This window comes from Saccharopolyspora taberi (assembly GCF_039534165.1).
In the GTDB taxonomy this organism is placed as follows: Bacteria; Actinomycetota; Actinomycetes; order Mycobacteriales; family Pseudonocardiaceae; genus Saccharopolyspora_D; species Saccharopolyspora_D taberi.
Genome location: NZ_BAAAUX010000012.1, coordinates 87,411 through 102,620, shown reverse-complemented (window position 1 = coordinate 102,620; position 15,210 = coordinate 87,411). Strand labels below are relative to the sequence as shown.

The 15,210-nt window shown below is 72.0% G+C and carries 14 protein-coding genes; 9 read left to right on the top strand and 5 right to left on the bottom strand.

What is annotated here, in order from left to right:
* Nucleotides 1-88: 88 nt before the first annotated feature.
* Nucleotides 89-511, top strand: a complete 423-nt coding sequence (locus ABD691_RS13005; protein WP_344679950.1) for an organic hydroperoxide resistance protein — start codon at nt 89-91, stop codon at nt 509-511.
* Between the two features lie 4 nt (nt 512-515).
* Here the strand turns inward: ABD691_RS13005 and ABD691_RS13000 are convergent, their stop codons facing one another.
* From ABD691_RS13000 to ABD691_RS12990, 3 genes are all read right to left on the bottom strand, one after another.
* Complete coding sequence (locus tag ABD691_RS13000; RefSeq protein ID WP_344679877.1) at nt 516-836, bottom strand: DUF202 domain-containing protein; 321 nt, start codon at nt 834-836, stop codon at nt 516-518.
* Between the two features lie 2 nt (nt 837-838).
* Nucleotides 839-1,237 carry a YidH family protein gene (locus ABD691_RS12995; RefSeq protein WP_344679876.1) on the bottom strand — a complete coding sequence of 133 codons (399 nt, stop codon included), beginning with the start codon at nt 1,235-1,237 and terminating at the stop codon, nt 839-841.
* A 71-nt stretch (nt 1,238-1,308) separates the two neighbouring features.
* Complete coding sequence (locus ABD691_RS12990) at nt 1,309-1,716, bottom strand: SSI family serine proteinase inhibitor (RefSeq protein ID WP_344679875.1); 408 nt, start codon at nt 1,714-1,716, stop codon at nt 1,309-1,311.
* Between the two features lie 285 nt (nt 1,717-2,001).
* Between ABD691_RS12990 and ABD691_RS12985 the strand changes: the two genes are divergently transcribed.
* A complete protein-coding gene (locus ABD691_RS12985) occupies nt 2,002-3,330 on the top strand; it encodes an MFS transporter (RefSeq protein ID WP_344679874.1) in 1,329 nt (442 codons plus the stop codon).
* Nucleotides 3,331-3,601: 271 nt separating this feature from the next.
* Here the strand turns inward: ABD691_RS12985 and ABD691_RS12980 are convergent, their stop codons facing one another.
* Together ABD691_RS12980 and ABD691_RS12975 are read right to left on the bottom strand one after the other, a co-directional pair.
* Nucleotides 3,602-4,864, bottom strand: coding sequence for an AMP-binding protein (locus ABD691_RS12980; RefSeq protein WP_344679873.1), 1,263 nt, complete (start codon nt 4,862-4,864; stop codon nt 3,602-3,604).
* 79 nt (nt 4,865-4,943) lie between these two features.
* Nucleotides 4,944-5,660 carry a MerR family transcriptional regulator gene (locus tag ABD691_RS12975; RefSeq protein WP_344679872.1) on the bottom strand — a complete coding sequence of 239 codons (717 nt, stop codon included), beginning with the start codon at nt 5,658-5,660 and terminating at the stop codon, nt 4,944-4,946.
* A gap of 95 nt (nt 5,661-5,755) precedes the next feature.
* On the opposite strand from ABD691_RS12975, the gene ABD691_RS12970 reads away from it, so the two are divergent.
* The 7 genes from ABD691_RS12970 to ABD691_RS12940 all read left to right on the top strand — a co-directional run bounded on the left by ABD691_RS12970 (nt 5,756) and on the right by ABD691_RS12940 (nt 15,031).
* Nucleotides 5,756-6,892, top strand: coding sequence for a CaiB/BaiF CoA transferase family protein (locus ABD691_RS12970; RefSeq protein WP_344679871.1), 1,137 nt, complete (start codon nt 5,756-5,758; stop codon nt 6,890-6,892).
* Between the two features lie 3 nt (nt 6,893-6,895).
* Nucleotides 6,896-8,038 carry an acyl-CoA dehydrogenase family protein gene (locus tag ABD691_RS12965; RefSeq protein WP_344679870.1) on the top strand — a complete coding sequence of 381 codons (1,143 nt, stop codon included), beginning with the start codon at nt 6,896-6,898 and terminating at the stop codon, nt 8,036-8,038.
* A gap of 192 nt (nt 8,039-8,230) precedes the next feature.
* Nucleotides 8,231-9,388, top strand: coding sequence for an alkaline phosphatase family protein (locus tag ABD691_RS12960; RefSeq protein ID WP_344679869.1), 1,158 nt, complete (start codon nt 8,231-8,233; stop codon nt 9,386-9,388).
* 236 nt (nt 9,389-9,624) lie between these two features.
* Nucleotides 9,625-11,091 carry an FAD-linked oxidase C-terminal domain-containing protein gene (locus ABD691_RS12955; protein WP_344679868.1) on the top strand — a complete coding sequence of 489 codons (1,467 nt, stop codon included), beginning with the start codon at nt 9,625-9,627 and terminating at the stop codon, nt 11,089-11,091.
* A complete protein-coding gene (locus tag ABD691_RS12950) occupies nt 11,091-12,284 on the top strand; it encodes an FAD-binding oxidoreductase (RefSeq protein WP_344679867.1) in 1,194 nt (397 codons plus the stop codon). The genes ABD691_RS12955 and ABD691_RS12950 overlap by 1 nt, the downstream gene beginning before the upstream one ends.
* A gap of 71 nt (nt 12,285-12,355) precedes the next feature.
* Nucleotides 12,356-13,660: a (Fe-S)-binding protein gene (locus ABD691_RS12945; protein ID WP_344679949.1), complete on the top strand. Its 1,305-nt coding sequence runs from the start codon at nt 12,356-12,358 to the stop codon at nt 13,658-13,660.
* Nucleotides 13,661-13,819: 159 nt separating this feature from the next.
* The gene (locus tag ABD691_RS12940; RefSeq protein ID WP_344679866.1) at nt 13,820-15,031 is read left to right on the top strand and encodes an acetyl-CoA C-acetyltransferase; all 1,212 of its coding nucleotides are present in this window, start codon (nt 13,820-13,822) and stop codon (nt 15,029-15,031) included.
* Nucleotides 15,032-15,210 lie beyond the last annotated feature (179 nt).

Here is a 15,210-nt window from a genome sequence, read left to right as displayed (position 1 = left end):
TGCGTTCGGGCATACTTCCGCCAGATTGGTTGTGTGCAATTTAGTTGCACGCTACTGTTGGGCTCGTTCGACCCGAGGAGAGGAACGGATCATGACTGCGCTGTACACCGCGGAAGCCACCGCGACCGGAGCGGGCCGGGATGGCAAGGCCCGCTCCTCGGACGGGATCCTCGACCTGGATCTCGCCGTGCCGAAGGAGATGGGCGGCGCGGGCGGCGACGCCACCAACCCGGAACAGCTGTTCGCCGCCGGCTACGCCGCCTGCTTCCACGGCGCGCTCCAGGTCGTCGCCCGCCGCGCGAAGGCCGACATCACCGGCTCCGAGGTGACCGCCCGCGTGGGCATCGGCCGCAACGACGAGGGCGGCTTCGGCCTGGAGGTCGAGCTCTCGGTCAGCCTGCCGGGCCTCGACGAGGCCCAGGCCAGGAAGCTGACCGAGGAGGCCGACCAGGTCTGCCCGTACTCCAACGCGATCCGCGGCAACGTGGAGACCCAGCTGTCGCTGGCCTGACCGCTCAGACGGTAAGCACGTACACGATCCCGGTGCAGCCGCCGAGGATCGCGAGCAGCGCGACCGCGGCGGGCAGCACTGCGGCGGGCAGCGGGTGCTCGGCGCGGAGGCAGCGCTCGGTCCGCTGGTGCCTGCGCCAGGTGAACCAGGCGATCACGACCGCCAGCGGCAGCGTCAGCACGGCGCAGGCGATCCCGGCGAGCACGCTGTGGTGCAGGATCAGCCTGATGAGCACGATGAGGCCGACGACGAAGGCGAGCGTGGTGCGCAGCCACGCGAGCGTCGTGCGCTCGACCTGGAGTCCGGGGTCCCACGGGCCTGGCACGGTCAGATCCCGGTGATCAGCAGCAGGGCGCAGGCGACCACGCCGATCGCCGCCAGGCCGTAGCCGAGCAGCGGGCCGAGCCGCGGTGCGGGCAGCGAGGCGTTCGTCCGCATCGCGCGTTCGGTGGTCATCCACCGGCCGAACGCGGTCGCGCTGCACAGGACTCCGGCCAGCAGCAGGAGGATCGCCAGCACCGTCCGCAGTGGACTCGACTGGTCGGGGGTGACGGCGTTGAGCGCCTCCACCCCGACTCCGGCGGCCATCAGCGCCAGCGATGTCCGGATCCAGGCGAGGAACGTGCGCTCGTTGGCGAGCGTGAACCTCGGATCGGGGTCGCTGCCCACCGCGAACAACCGCCGTGGCCAGCGCCGATCCGGCGAACCAGTGTCCTGTGGTGCCATGCGCCAACGGTAACCCGCCCAAATGCCGCAAGCCCCTGGTCACGGTGTGATCAGGGGCTCGCGGGGCGGGCTCAGAACGCGAAGACCTCGCCGGTGTGCGACTTGGCGACGCAGATGTTCGGGAACTTCTGCTCGAAGTCGACCTGCTTGCCGCGCCAGGTGCCGGTGGCGCGGACCGTGACTTCCTTGAGGTCCAGCGTGCACATCATCGGCCGGGGTTCCTGCTTGGCCATCGCGTGCAGGTCGCCGTTGTTCTCGATGAGGTCCGCGCACGCCTTCTGGGCGTTCGGGTGCGTGCCGCCGTGCGGCTCGCAGGTCAGCAGCGCGGTGCGGAATCCGCTGGTGCCGGGCTGGCCGGTGACCGAGAGCTGCAACGTGCTGGCGACCGGGACGGCGGAGGCAGCCGCCGGGGTGAGCACGGCGCCCGCGGTCAGCGCGGTGGCCACGAGCGCGCGGCCGATCAGCGGGAGTGCGGTCATCTCGATTTCCTCCTGCGGTTATGGAGAGGACTTCACCTTCTTTATCGGCAGAACCGGCCGTCACACCGCATCCGCTACCTTGATCCACCTGATTGAGTTTCCCTCGATCGAGTTTTCTCACTCTGTGTTGATCATCTCGGCGGCGAAGATCGCCATCGAGCCTCGTTCGCGGGATGACTGTGGGAAATTCGACGCGGAACCCTGCGCTCGGATCCTGCACCCCGGGCGCGGCGAAACCCTGACGAGGGAAAGCCCAGGAGAGGGAAACACCGGAGGAGGACCGGGATGGCAGCCGAACCGAGCGCGGCGAAACCGGGCGTGGCGCCCCCGCGCGAAAGCGTCCGCAAGGCGGCGTTCGCCAGCGCCGTCGGCAACACGATCGAGCTCTACGACTTCCTCATCTACGGCACCGCCGCGGCCGTGGTGTTCAACCGGCTGTTCTTCCCGGCGGGCGACCCGTGGGTCGGCGCGCTGCTGGCCTTCGCCACCTTCGGCGCCGGTTTCCTCGCCCGCCCGCTCGGCGCGGCGGTGATCGGCCACTTCGGCGACCGGGTGGGCCGCAGGCTGATGCTGGTGATCACGCTCAGCGTCACCGGCGCCTGCACCGCGGCGATCGGCCTGCTGCCCACCTACGACCAGATCGGCCTGTGGGCGCCCGCGGCGCTGGTGCTGCTGCGGGTGGTGCAGGGGTTCTTCCTCGGCGGCGAGCAGGGCGGCGCGGTGCTGATGGCCGTCGAGCACGCCCCGCCGAACCGGCAGGGCTGGTACGGCGGCTGGACCTTCATCGGCTCGCCGACCGGGCTGTTCCTGGCGACCGGCGTGTTCGCGGCGGCGACCGCGGTCTCCGGCGACCAGTTCCTGGTCTGGGGCTGGCGGATCCCGTTCCTGCTGAGCCTCGTCCTGGTCGGCGTCGGGCTCTACGTGCGGCTGCGGCTGGCCGAATCCCCCGAATTCGCCCGGATCCGCGAGCACGGCGAGCGCTCCAGGCTGCCGGTCGCGGAGGCGTTCGCCAGCTCCTGGCGGCAGATCCTGCTCTCGGCCGGGGTCAACCTCGGCTTCAACATGTTCATCTTCGTGCTCGCCACGTTCCTGCTCACCTACGGCACCCGGCAGCTGGGCATGACCCGCGACCTGATGCTGGCGGGCAGCCTCGCCGGATCGGCCGCGCAGATCGCGGGGATCCTGCTGTTCGCGCACCTGTCCGACCGGCTCGGGCGGACCAGGGTGATGCTCGGCGGTGCGATCTTCCTCGCGGTGTACGCGTTCCCGATGTTCTGGCTGCTCGACACCAGGTCGCCCGCGCTGATCGTGCTGGCGATGGTGCTCGGGTACGCGGGCTCGGCGGCGGTTTTCGGCCCCATGGCGGCGTTCTGCGCGGACCTGTTCAGCACGAAGGTCCGCTACACCGGTGTGTCGCTGGGGTACCAGAGCGGTTCGGTCCTCGGCGGCGGGCTGTCGCCGTTCATCGCCACCGCGCTGCTCGGCGTGGGCGGCGGGTCATGGCCGATCGCGCTGTACCTCGTCGGCGGCGCGCTGGTGACCGTCGGATGCCTTGCGGTGACGGGAGATCCGCGCCGGTTCGTGCGCGACGCGGAGCCTGCCAGCGCAGGGTGACTGCGGGCTGGATGACTCCGCGCCGGATGACTCCGCGCTGGACGACTGCGGGTCGGGTGACTGCGGGCTGGATGACTCAGCGCTGGGTGACTCCGCGCTGGACGACTGCAGGTCGGATGACTGCGGGCCGGATGACTCCGCGCTGGACGGCTCAGCGCTGGATGACTGCGGGCCGGACGGCTCAGCACCGGATGACTCGGCACCGAACGGCTCAGCGTCGGATGACTGCGGGCCGGCTGACTCAGCGCTGGCCGACTCAGCGCCGGCCGGCTCAGCGCCGGACGACGAGGTACCCGTCGGCGTCGAGCGCGCCCGCGTCGCCGGTGCGCAGCCAGCCCTCGGCGTCGGTGACCGGCCTGATCAGCCCGTCCGGTTGCAGGTGACCCGCGCACACGACAGGTCCCCGGACCAGGATCTCGCCGTCGCCGGAGATCCGTACCTCCACTCCGGGCAGGGCCCGGCCCGCGGTCCCGGGGCGGTCGGCGCCTGCGTGGCCCGCGGTGGCGAAGCCGGTGGTCTCGGCCGTGCCCCAGCACTGCCGGAGGGCGATGTCCACGGCCGCGAAGCGGTCCACCACCGCGGGCGCGAGCGGAGCGGGCCCGGCGGCAGCCCAGGCGAGCCGGTCGAGCCCGAGGCGGGCGCGGAGCCGCCGGGGATCGGCCGAAGGCCCGATCCGGGCGGCGAGGTCCGCCCAGACCTCCGGCGCGCCGAGGAACGCGGGCGGGCGGACGCGCGGAAGCGCGGACGCGGCCTGCGGGGCGTCGGGGTGGAGGTGGACGTGGTCGGCGTTGTGGACGGCGGCGTGGAAGCCGGTCGTGCGCGCCAGCAGGTCGGACGGCGAATGGCCGCAGATCATGGCCGCGTGGCGGGGAATTCCGGCGATGTGGCGCAACGCCGACGCGGCGTGGACGAGGTTCCGGTGCGTGAGCACCACGCAGTGCTCGGTCCCGGTGTAGAGCAGGGCGGCGGGCCGGTCCGGGGTGATCGCCCCCCGGTGCCGGTCGACGGCGTCGGGCTCGGCGAGCAGCCGCCGCTCGCCGCGCCGCCGCAGCTCCTCCCAGCTGAGGAAGCGGGGATCCCCGGCGGGAACCGCCGCCGGGTCGACGACCACGACGTGCGCGGGCGCGGTCGGATCCCGCATCGCCGACGACCACCGCCACACCTGGTCGGCTCCTTCGGCGACGACCACCCGCGCCCTGCTGTGCCGGGCCAGCAGCAGCGCTTCGGCGCTGCTGTGGCGGAGGCCGACGCTGCCGGGCACCGCGCCGAGCCGGGTCGCGGCGGCGTCGGCCAACCAGTGCTCGGCCCGGTTGGACATCATCACCAGCGCGGTCTGACCGGGCTGCAACCCGAGGTCGGCGAACCCGGCGGCGAGCCGGGTGACCTCGTCGTGCGCCTGCGCCCACGTCCACGTTCTCGTTGCGGCACCGGAGGAATCGGTCAGCGCGGGGTGGTCGGGGCAGTCCCGGGCGTTGCGCGCGAACAGTTCGGGGGCGGTCGTGTCGGTCGCGGTCCAGGGCCGCAGAACGGTCATCCGGGCGTCTCCCCTCAAACGCGCGTGACGATCGTCACTCCAGGATGAAACCCCATCCGGACCGGTTTTGACCAGAGCGTCAGACGTGATCGCGGATCACGTCGTTGACGGCCCGCTGGAAACCGTTGACCAGGACCTGGATCGTCAGCGGCCGAAGCTGGTCGGTGGCCGCGCGGACCCGCTCGCGCTCGTCCTCGGGACGGCCGCGTTCCACGTAGGGGCGCAGCACGTTGGCGGCGAACAGCTCGCGCAGCTCGACCGCGATCTGGGAGGTGTGCTGCTCGACGATCTGCTTGGCCTGCACCAGCATCTCCAGCGGCAGGCCGAGGTCGAGGATCTGCAGCCCGACGCCGAGCATCGCGGTGCTGGGCAGCCGGAGCCGCTCGTCGTCGGGGATCCGCTCCAGGATGCCGAGCTCGACCAGCTGGCCGACCAGGTCGTCGTCGAGGTGGCGGCCCGCGCGCTGGTTGAGCTCGTGGCGGTCCAGGTCCTCGCTCTGGTCGCTGGTCCACGGCGCCAGCAGCGCCCGGTGCAGGGCGAGGTCCTCCGGCGCGGCGTCGTCCGGGACGCGCTCCAGGTGGCGTTCGATCGCCGACAGCGTGAAGCCCAGCGTCTGCAGCTCCCGGATCAGGTCCAGCCTGGCCAGGTGGTCGCCGCCGTAGAGGCCGAGCCGTCCGCGCAGCCGCGGTGGGGGCAGCAGGCCGCGCGAGGAGTAGAACCGAACAGTGCGCACGGTGACGCCGGCGCGTGCGGCCAGTTCATCGATGGTCAGCTCTTCGTCCGCTGTTCGGAGCATGACCGCACGATACTCCTTGACCGCTGTAACACCAGCGATGTAACACTAACAGCGTCGCATTGCTTGTGGCCGGTGACACATGGAGAGGTGCGAGCGTGACAGCAACCAACGGGCCGCTGGCCGGGGTCAGGGTCGTGGAGCTCGCGGGGATCGGGCCTGCCCCGTTCTGCGCGATGCTGCTGGCGGATCTGGGCGCCGACGTCGTCCGGGTCGACCGGCCCGGCGCCGTCTCGGGCAAGGATGACGTGCTCAACCGCGGCAAGCGCTCGGTCTCGGTGAACCTCAAGCACGAGCGCGGAGCCGACGCGGTGCTCGCGCTGGCCGCGCAGGCCGACGTGCTGCTGGAAGGGCTGCGGCCGGGGGTGACCGAACGCCTCGGCGTCGGCCCGGAGCAGTGCTGGGAGGTCAACCCGAAGCTGGTCTACGGCCGGATGACCGGCTGGGGCCAGGACGGTCCGCTGGCGCCGACCGCGGGGCACGACATCGGCTACATCGCGCTCAGCGGGATGCTGCACGCCATCGGCCGCGAGGGCGGCCCGCCGCAGGTCCCGGCGAACCTGCTCGGCGACTTCGGCGGCGGCGCGCTCTACATGGCGGTCGGGATCCTGGCCGCGGTGCTGGAGGCCCGCACCAGCGGCCGGGGGCAGGTAGTCGACGCCGCGATCGTGGACGGCGCGGCGCACCTCGGGGCGATGCTGTTCGGCATGCGCGCCGCGGGCGGGTGGAGCGAGCGGCGCGGCACGAACCTGCTCGACACCGGCGCCCCGTTCTACGACGTCTACGAGACCTCCGACGGCGAGCACGTGGCCGTCGGCGCGCTGGAACCGCAGTTCTACGCCGAACTCGTCGAGCGGCTCGGCCTGGAGGGCCTGCCGGACCGCAACGACCCGGCGAACTGGCCGGAGCTGCGCAAGCGCTTCGCCGAGGTCTTCGCCCGGGGCACGCGGGCGGAGTGGACGGAGCGGTTCGCCGGTTCGGACGCCTGCGTCGCGCCGGTGCTGTCGATGGGCGAGGCCGCCGAGCACCCGCACGTCGCCGCGCGCGGGACGCTGGTCGATCGCGACGGCGTGCTGCAGCCCGCGCCCGCGCCGCGGTTCTCCCGGACCCCGAACCCGCCGCCGGGGCCAGTGGCCGAGCCGGGCGGCGACGCCGCGGCGGTGCTGGCCGACTGGCGGGTGGCGCAGGCAGCCGAACTCCTCGAATCAGGTGCGATCGCCCGAAAGGAAGCGTGAGGAATGCGCAGGGAGCTGTTCAACGACGACCACGAGGCGTTCCGCGAGACCGCGCGGGCGTTCGTCGCCAAGGAGCTGACCCCGCACGTGGCCGAGTGGGAGGAAGCCGGGGTCGTCAGCCGCGACGCCTGGCTGGCCGCCGGTGCGCAGGGGCTGCTGGGCTTCCCGATCGAGGAGGAGTACGGCGGCGGCGGGACCGACGACTTCCGCTTCAACGCGGTGTTCGACGAGGAGCTGGTCCGGGCGGGCATCTCCGGCTTCGGCTCCCCGCTGCACGTCGACATCATCGCGCCGTACCTGACCAAGCTGGCCACCGCGGAGCAGAAGAAGCGCTGGCTGCCGGGCTTCTGCACCGGAGAGCTGATCACCGCGATCGCGATGACCGAGCCCGGCGCGGGCAGCGACCTGCAGGGCATCCGCACCACCGCGGTGCGGGACGGCGACGAGTGGGTCATCAACGGGCAGAAGACGTTCATCTCCAACGGGATCCTGGCCGATCTGGTCATCGTGGTCTGCCGCACCGACCCGGACGCCGGGCACGAGGGCATCAGCCTGCTGGTCGTCGAGCGCGGGGCGGAGGGCTTCGAACGCGGCCGGAACCTGGACAAGATCGGCCAGAAGGCCCAGGACACGGCGGAGCTGTTCTTCAACGACGTGCGGGTGCCCGCCGACAACCTCCTCGGCGAGGAGGGCAAGGGCTTCGTCTACCTGATGCAGAACCTGCCGCAGGAGCGGCTGTCCATCGCGGTGGCCTCGGCGGCGACGGCGGAGAAGATCCTCGACATCACCAAGGAGTACTGCCACAGCCGGACCGCGTTCGGGCGCCCGATCGGCAAGTTCCAGAACACCCGCTTCGAGCTCGCGGAGATGGCCACCGAGGTCCAGATCGGCCGGGTGTTCACCGACCGCTGCATCACCGAGCACGTCCGCGGTGAGCTGAGCGTGCAGCACGCCGCGATGGCCAAGTGGTGGCTGAGCGAGATGAGCAAGCGCGTCGTGGACCGCTGCCTCCAGCTCCACGGCGGTTACGGGTACATGGTGGAGTACCCGGTCGCCAAGGCGTTCCTGGACACCCGCGTCCAGACGATCTACGGCGGGACGACGGAGATTATGAAGGAGATCGTGGGCCGCTCCATGGGCTTCTGAGAGACTGTCTTTGGGCTTTGAAGCGGCGCCAGCCGCTTGGCCCATGCACGCAGATCGACCACCCGCGGGTTCTCAGGCGTTCGCTGGCGAGGACAGCTTTTTCCGTCGTATTGGACATACGTCGGAAAAAGTAACCGCAGCCAGCGGGCGCCTGAGGTTCCGCCACCGGCACCGGCACGCAAAGCGAGTTAAATGACAAGCTCTGTGGACTGGATCGTCGCTCCGGATCACGACGGCCGGGCGCTGCCCGACGTCCTGCCGTCCCTGCTCGCCGCGATGGGCGTGCCGGGGTTCGCCGGCACCGCCGGCTTCCCGGCGTGCCGCAACGCGGCGGTCCTGCTGGTCGACGGCCTGGGCTGGAACCTCCTGCACGAGCACGCCGACGACGCCCCGTTCCTGGTGTCGCTGGCGGCCGGTCCGGTGCCGGTCGGCTTCCCGACCACGACGGCCACCAGCATCACCTCCCTGGGCACCGGCCGCTGCTCAGGTGAGCACGGCGTCGTCGGCTACACCTTCGCCGAGCCGTCCGGCGCCCTGCTGCACCCGCTGTCCTGGGGCACCCGCGGCGAGACGGACCGGCGCAGCCTGCTCGAAGCCTGGCCGCCGGAGCAGGCGCAGCCGCGGCCGACCGTGCTGGAGCGCGCGGCGGAGGCGGGCGTGGACGTCCGCATCGCGGTGCCCGCCGAGTTCCGAGGTACCGGCCTGACCCGCGCCGCCCTGCGCGGCGCCGACTTCCGCGGCGTGCGCGCGCTCGGCGACCTGGCGGCGGAACTGCTGTCCGCGCTCGCCGGCCCCGGCCCGGGGCTGTGCTACGGCTACCACGGCCACCTGGACCTGCTCGGCCACGTCCACGGCCCCGGTTCGCTGCCGTGGCGCATGCAGCTACGCCAGATCAACGCCCTGGTGGAGAACCTGGCGCAGCAGTTGCCGAAGTCGTCCGTGCTGGCGGTGGTCGCGGACCACGGGATGGTCGGGGTGGATCCCGCCACCGCGCTCGACATCGACGCCGAACCCGCGCTCCAGGACGGAGTCCGCCTGATCGGCGGCGAAGCCCGCGCCCGGCACGTCTACGCCGAACCCGGCGCCGAGGCAGCGGTGCTGGCGGCGTGGCGGGAGGCCGTCGGCGACCGCGGAGCGGTCGTCACCGCCGAGCAGGCGATCGCCGCGGGCTGGTTCGGCCCGGTCGTCAGCCCGGCCGTCCGCCCGCGCATCGGCGACGTCATCGCCGTGATGCGCACCTCGGCGATCATCCGCTCCGCGGCGGAGCCGGGGGAGTCGGCGCTGCGCGGCCAGCACGGCTCCCTGACCGCCGACGAGCAGTACGTCCCGCTGCTGGTCGCCAGGGGCTGAGCGCGTCAGTCCTTTGTGGCCGGAGCGGCTCGGGCCGGAGCGGTCCCGGCAATTGCGGCCGGAGTGCCCCGGAGAACTGTGACCGGGGCCACTTGTCGTGGGATCCTGCTGGTGGCGGTCGTTCCGCTGCGACCACCCCTTGTCGACCCCTTGTATCCATGTTCCCGCCGTCCTAGGGTCGCTCGTAGCGGAACGGTGCTTTCGCGAAGCGGAATCTTTCGGCGAGGAGGCCGGAAATGCAGTCGACCGCAGTCCCGGAGTCGGCGCTGGGCCGGTTCCGCGCCGTGCTGCCGCCGCAGTCGGTGATCACCGACCCGCAGCGGTTGCGGACCTACGAGTGCGACGGCCTCGCGAGCTACCGGGTCGTGCCCGCCGTGGTCGTCCTGCCCGAGAACGCCGCGCAGGTCCGGGAGGTCGTGCGGATCTGCGCCGAGCACGAGCTGCCGTTCGTCGCCCGGGGTTCGGGCACCGGGCTCTCCGGCGGCGCGCTGCCGCACTCGGACGGCGTGTTGATCGTGACCTCCAAGATGCGCCGCATCCTGGAGATCGACATCGACAACGAACGGGCCGTGGTGGAACCCGGCGTGATCAACCTCGACGTCAGCAAGGCGGTCGCGCCGCGCGGCTACTACTTCGCCCCCGACCCGTCCAGCCAGCAGGTGTGCTCGGTCGGCGGCAACGTCGCGGAGAACTCCGGCGGCGCGCACTGCCTGAAGTACGGCTTCACCACCCACCACATCCTCGGGCTGGAGGTCGTGACCCCGGACGGCGAGGTCGTCCACCTCGGCGGGGCGCGCGAGGCCCCCGGCTACGACCTGCTCGGCGCGTTCGTCGGCAGCGAGGGCACGCTCGGCGTGGTCACCAGCATCACCGTGCGGCTGCTGCGGAAACCGGAGGCCGTGCAGACGCTGCTGGCCGGGTTCCCGTCCACCGACGAGGCCGGGGCCGCGGTCTCGGCGATCATCGCCGCCGGGGTGACGCCCGCGGCCATCGAGATGATGGACGCGCTGGCGATCGAGGCCGCCGAGCAGGCCGTCCAGTGCGGTTACCCGGAGGGCGCGGGCGCGGTCCTGGTGGTCGAGCTCGACGGTCCCACGGCGGAGGTGGAGCACACCTTCGCCGAGGTCGAGCGGCACTGCGGCGAGCACGGCGCCTTCGAGATCCGGGTCGCCGCCGACGACCACGAGCGGGCGATGATCTGGAAGGGCCGCAAGTCCGCGTTCGCCGCGGTCGGGCGGATCAGCCCCGACTACATCGTGCAGGACGGCGTCATCCCGCGGACCGCGCTGCCGGAGGTGCTGGGCCGGATCTCCCGGCTGTCGGCGGAGTCCGGGGTCCGGGTGGCCAACGTCTTCCACGCGGGCGACGGCAACCTGCACCCGCTGGTGCTGTTCGACGACGCCGAGCCCGGTGCCGCCGAGCGCGCGGAAGCCGTTTCCGGCGCGATCCTCGACCTGTGCATCGAGCACGGCGGCTCGATCACCGGCGAACACGGCGTCGGCGCGGACAAGGTCAAGTACATGGGGCGGATGTTCAACGCCGACGACCTGGACACGATGCAGCGGCTGCGCTGCGCGTTCGACCCGGTCGGGATCTGCAATCCGGGCAAGGTCTTCCCGACCCCGAGGCTCTGCGGCGAGGTGCCCGGACGTCGCCGCGGCGTGCATCCGCTGGCGGAGGCGGGATTGGCGGATCAGTTCTGATGGTCGAGCGAGCGCTTGAGGCCGTCGCGGTCGAGTTCCGCGAGGCGGGGGAGCAGGACGCCGTCGCCGGTGTCCGTCCACAGTGGGTGGCCACTGTGGATGGAACGGAGACGGCTGCGGCGGTGCTGAAGATCGCCGCCGAGCACGGGCTTTCCGTGGTGCCGAAGGGATCGGGCAGCAAGCTCGACTGGGGCGCACCGCCCCGCGAGGTCGACCTGCTGCTGGACGTCTCGGCGGCCACCGGGGTGGTCGAGCACGCGGCGGGTGACCTGGTCGTGCACGCCAGGGCGGGCACGCCGCTGGCGGAGGTGCGGCGGGTCGTCGGCGAGGCGGGCCAGCAGCTCGCGATCGACCAGCCGCTGCCGACGGCGACCGTCGGCGGCGTGATCGCGACCGGCACGTCCGGGCCCTGCCGCCACCTGTTCGGCGGGGTGCGCGACCTGCTGATCGGCATCACCGTGGTCCGGCCGGACGGCGCGGTGGCGATCTCCGGCGGCAAGGTGGTCAAGAACGTCGCGGGCTACGACCTCGGCAAGCTCTACACCGGTTCCTTCGGCACCCTCGGCGTGATCACCGAGGCGGTGTTCCGGCTGCACCCGCGGGCCGCCGAGCACCGCTGGATCGCGGTCACCACGCACGATCCCGACGCCGCTGCCCAGGCCGCCGACGAGATCAGGCACTCCCAGGCGATGCCGACCGCGATCGAGCTGGACCGGCCGGGGCCGGACTCCCCGATCGCGGTCGTCGCGCAGATCGAGGGCCGTCCGGCCGCTACCCACGAGCGGGCGCTGGAGCTGGCCGCGAAGGTCGGCGGAACCGTCGCGGAGCAGGCCCCGGACTGGTGGGGCCGGTACCCGGCCGGCGGCACCGGCCTGCGCATCGGGATCGAGCCCGCCGCGCTGGCCGCGCTGCTGCGCAACACGAGCGTCCCGCTTCGCGGCGCGGCGGGAATCGGCGTGTTCCACGCGGAAGTGCCCGACGGCACCGACCCCGCGGCTGTCGCCGAGGTGGTCGGCGACCTGCGGGCGCGCTGCGACTACGCGGTGCTGCTGGGCGCGCCGCGGGCGGTGCGGGAGGTGGTCGACCCGTGGGGGCCGATAGACCCGGGGGTCCTGACCCTGATGCGCCGCACCAAGGACCAGTTCGACCCCGGTCACCGGCTCTCGCCCGGCCGGTTCGCGGGCGGGATCTGAATGCCGGCGGCTCCGAGGATCCCGGCAGCTTCGAGGATCCCGGCAGCTTCGAGGAACGAGGACGGTGAATGATGGCCGACAAAGCCTTCGACGCCCTGCACCCGCCGCAGCGCGAGCTGATCGACGACTGCGTCCACTGCGGGTTCTGCCTTCCGTCGTGCCCCACCTACGACCTGTGGGGCGAGGAGATGGACTCGCCGCGAGGCCGGATCTACCTGATGAAGGAAGGTCTCGAGGGCGAGCCGATGTCCGACAGCATGGTCGGGCACTTCGACGCCTGCCTCGGTTGCATGGCGTGCGTGACCGCCTGCCCGTCCGGCGTCCAGTACGGCACGCTGATCACCGAGACCCGCGCCCAGGTGGAGCGCAGGCATGAGCGCAGCAGGTGGGAGAAGGCGCTGCGCGCCGCGATCTTCGCGCTGTTCCCGTACCCGCGCAGGCTCCGCGCGATGCGCGGGCCGCTCGCGCTCTACCAGCGGCTGAGGCTGGGCGCGCTCGCCCGGCGCAGCGGGCTGCTGGCGAAGCTGCCGGAGTCGTTGCAGGCCATGGAATCCCTCGCGCCACCGATCCGGCGTGCTCCCCGGCTCGGGCACCGCGTCCCCGCGCGCGGTAAGCGCCGCGCGACCGTCGGGATGGTCACCGGCTGCGTGCAGGGCGCGTTCTTCCCCGAGGTCAACGCCGCGACCGCGCGGGTGCTCGCGGCCGAGGGCTGCGACGTGGTCATCCCGCCCGCGCAGGGCTGCTGCGGTGCGCTCAGCGAGCACTCCGGGCGGGAGGAGGAGGCGGTGCGGTTCGCCCGCGAACTGCTCGATGTCTTCGAGAAGTCCGATGTGGACTACGTCGTCGTCAACTCGGCGGGTTGCGGTTCCACGTTGAAGGAATACCCCCGGCTGCTCCGGGACGACCCGGTCCAGGCCGAGCGCGCGGAGCGGTTTTCCGCGCGGGTGCGCGACATCAGCGAACTGCTCGCCGAGCTCGGCCCGGTCGCGCGGCGGCACCCGCTGCCGGTGCGCGCGGCCTACCACGACGCCTGCCACCTGGCCCACGGGCAGGGAATCCGGTCGCAGCCGAGGGAACTGCTGCTCGGCATCCCCGGGGTGGAGCTGCGCGAGATCAACCGCGGCGAGCTGTGCTGCGGTTCGGCGGGCGTCTACAACCTGCTGCAACCGGAGGCGGCCAGGGAGCTCGGCGACCGCAAGGCCGACAACGTGCTCGACACCGGGGCGGACCTGCTGGTCAGCGCGAACCCGGGCTGCGCCATGCAGATCCGGACCGCGCTGGAGCGCCGGGGCGAGAAGCTGGCGATGGCCCACACCGTCGAGGTGCTCGACGCCTCGATCCGCGGCCTCGGGGTGGAGCGGCTGACCGCGCGGTGAGCCGCGCTCGCCGGTGGCGCCGTCGCGGTGCGCTCCGCTCGGCGGTGGGGCAACCCCTGACCTGCCGCGACGCACGACCGGGGCACTGCCCATTGACTGTGACAGTAGTGGTGTCACACTCTGGGTGGAGTACCTGCCGCAACGAGGAGGCACGCCCCCATGTCCGAGGCGTTCGTCTACGACGCGATCCGCACCCCGCGCGGTCGCGGCAAGAAAACCGGGTCGCTGCACGGAACCAAACCGATCAGCCTGGTCGTAGGGCTGATCGACGAGTTGCGGAAGCGGCATCCCGATCTCGACCCCGCGCTGATCGACGACGTCGTGCTCGGCGTCGTCTCGCCGATCGGGGACCAGGGCGGTGACATCGCCAAGACCGCCGCGCTGGCCGCCGGGCTCCCCGAGACCGTCAGCGGCGTGCAGCTCAACCGGTTCTGCGCCTCCGGGCTGGAGGCCGTCAACATCGCGGCCCAGAAGGTCCGCTCCGGCTGGGAGGACGCCGTCCTCGCCGGTGGCGTGGAGTCGATGTCCCGGGTGCCGATCGGTTCTGACGGCGGGGCCTGGGCGATGGACCCGGAGACCAACCTCGACACCTCGTTCGTGCCGCAGGGCATCGGCGCCGACCTGATCGCGACCCTGGAAGGATTCGACCGCACCACCGTCGACGCGTTCGCGGCGGAGTCCCAGGACCGCGCCTCCAAGGCGTGGGCCGACGGCCGGTTCAACCGCTCGATCGTGCCGGTGACCGACCGCAACGGGCAGACGATCCTGGACCGCGACGAGCACATCCGCGCGGGCACCACCGTCGAGTCGCTGTCCGGCCTCCAGCCGTCGTTCGCGCTGATGGGCGAGCACGGCGGGTTCGACGCCGTCGCGCAGCAGAAGTACCACTGGGTCGAGAAGATCGACCACGTCCACCACGCGGGCAACTCCTCCGGGATCGTCGACGGCGCCGCGCTCGCGCTGATCGGCAGCGCCGCCCTCGGCGAGCGCACCGGCCTGCGGCCCCGCGCGCGGATCGTCTCCGCCGCGCTCAGCGGCGCGGACCCGACGATCATGCTCACCGGCCCCGGCCCGGCCGTCCGCAAGGCGCTGGCCAAGGCGGAGCTGACCATCGACCAGATCGACCTGGTCGAGATCAACGAGGCGTTCGCCGCCGTCCCGCTGAAGTTCATGAAGGACTTCGGCGTGCCGCACGACAAGGTCAACGTCAACGGCGGCGCGATCGCCATGGGCCACCCGCTGGGCGCCACCGGGGCGATGATCCTCGGCACCCTCATCGACGAACTGGAACGCCGCGGCGAACGCTACGGGCTCGCCACGCTCTGCATCGGCGGAGGCATGGGAATCGCAACCATCGTGGAACGGCTCTGAGGTTTGTGATTCGGCTCGCCCTGCTTTGCGGTGCCGGTGGCGGAACCTCAGACGTCCGCCGGCTGCGGGATCTTTTTCCGACGTATGCCAATACGACGGAAAAAGCTGTCCTCGCCGGCGAACGCCTGAGAACCCGCGGCGGTGCCGGTTGCTCGGGTGGGCCAAGCGGCTGCGCCGCT

Coding starts and splice junctions, on each gene's coding strand:
- ABD691_RS12990 (WP_344679875.1), bottom strand. CDS start 1,716: ATGACCGCACTCCCGCTGATCGGCCGCGCGCTCGTGGCCACCGCGCTG.
- ABD691_RS12955 (WP_344679868.1), top strand. CDS start 9,625: ATGCAGTCGACCGCAGTCCCGGAGTCGGCGCTGGGCCGGTTCCGCGCC.
- ABD691_RS12985 (WP_344679874.1), top strand. CDS start 2,002: ATGGCAGCCGAACCGAGCGCGGCGAAACCGGGCGTGGCGCCCCCGCGC.
- ABD691_RS12995 (WP_344679876.1), bottom strand. CDS start 1,237: ATGGCACCACAGGACACTGGTTCGCCGGATCGGCGCTGGCCACGGCGG.
- ABD691_RS12975 (WP_344679872.1), bottom strand. CDS start 5,660: ATGCTCCGAACAGCGGACGAAGAGCTGACCATCGATGAACTGGCCGCA.
- ABD691_RS12980 (WP_344679873.1), bottom strand. CDS start 4,864: ATGACCGTTCTGCGGCCCTGGACCGCGACCGACACGACCGCCCCCGAA.
- ABD691_RS12940 (WP_344679866.1), top strand. CDS start 13,820: ATGTCCGAGGCGTTCGTCTACGACGCGATCCGCACCCCGCGCGGTCGC.
- ABD691_RS12965 (WP_344679870.1), top strand. CDS start 6,896: ATGCGCAGGGAGCTGTTCAACGACGACCACGAGGCGTTCCGCGAGACC.
- ABD691_RS12945 (WP_344679949.1), top strand. CDS start 12,356: ATGGCCGACAAAGCCTTCGACGCCCTGCACCCGCCGCAGCGCGAGCTG.
- ABD691_RS12950 (WP_344679867.1), top strand. CDS start 11,091: ATGGTCGAGCGAGCGCTTGAGGCCGTCGCGGTCGAGTTCCGCGAGGCG.
- ABD691_RS12960 (WP_344679869.1), top strand. CDS start 8,231: ATGACAAGCTCTGTGGACTGGATCGTCGCTCCGGATCACGACGGCCGG.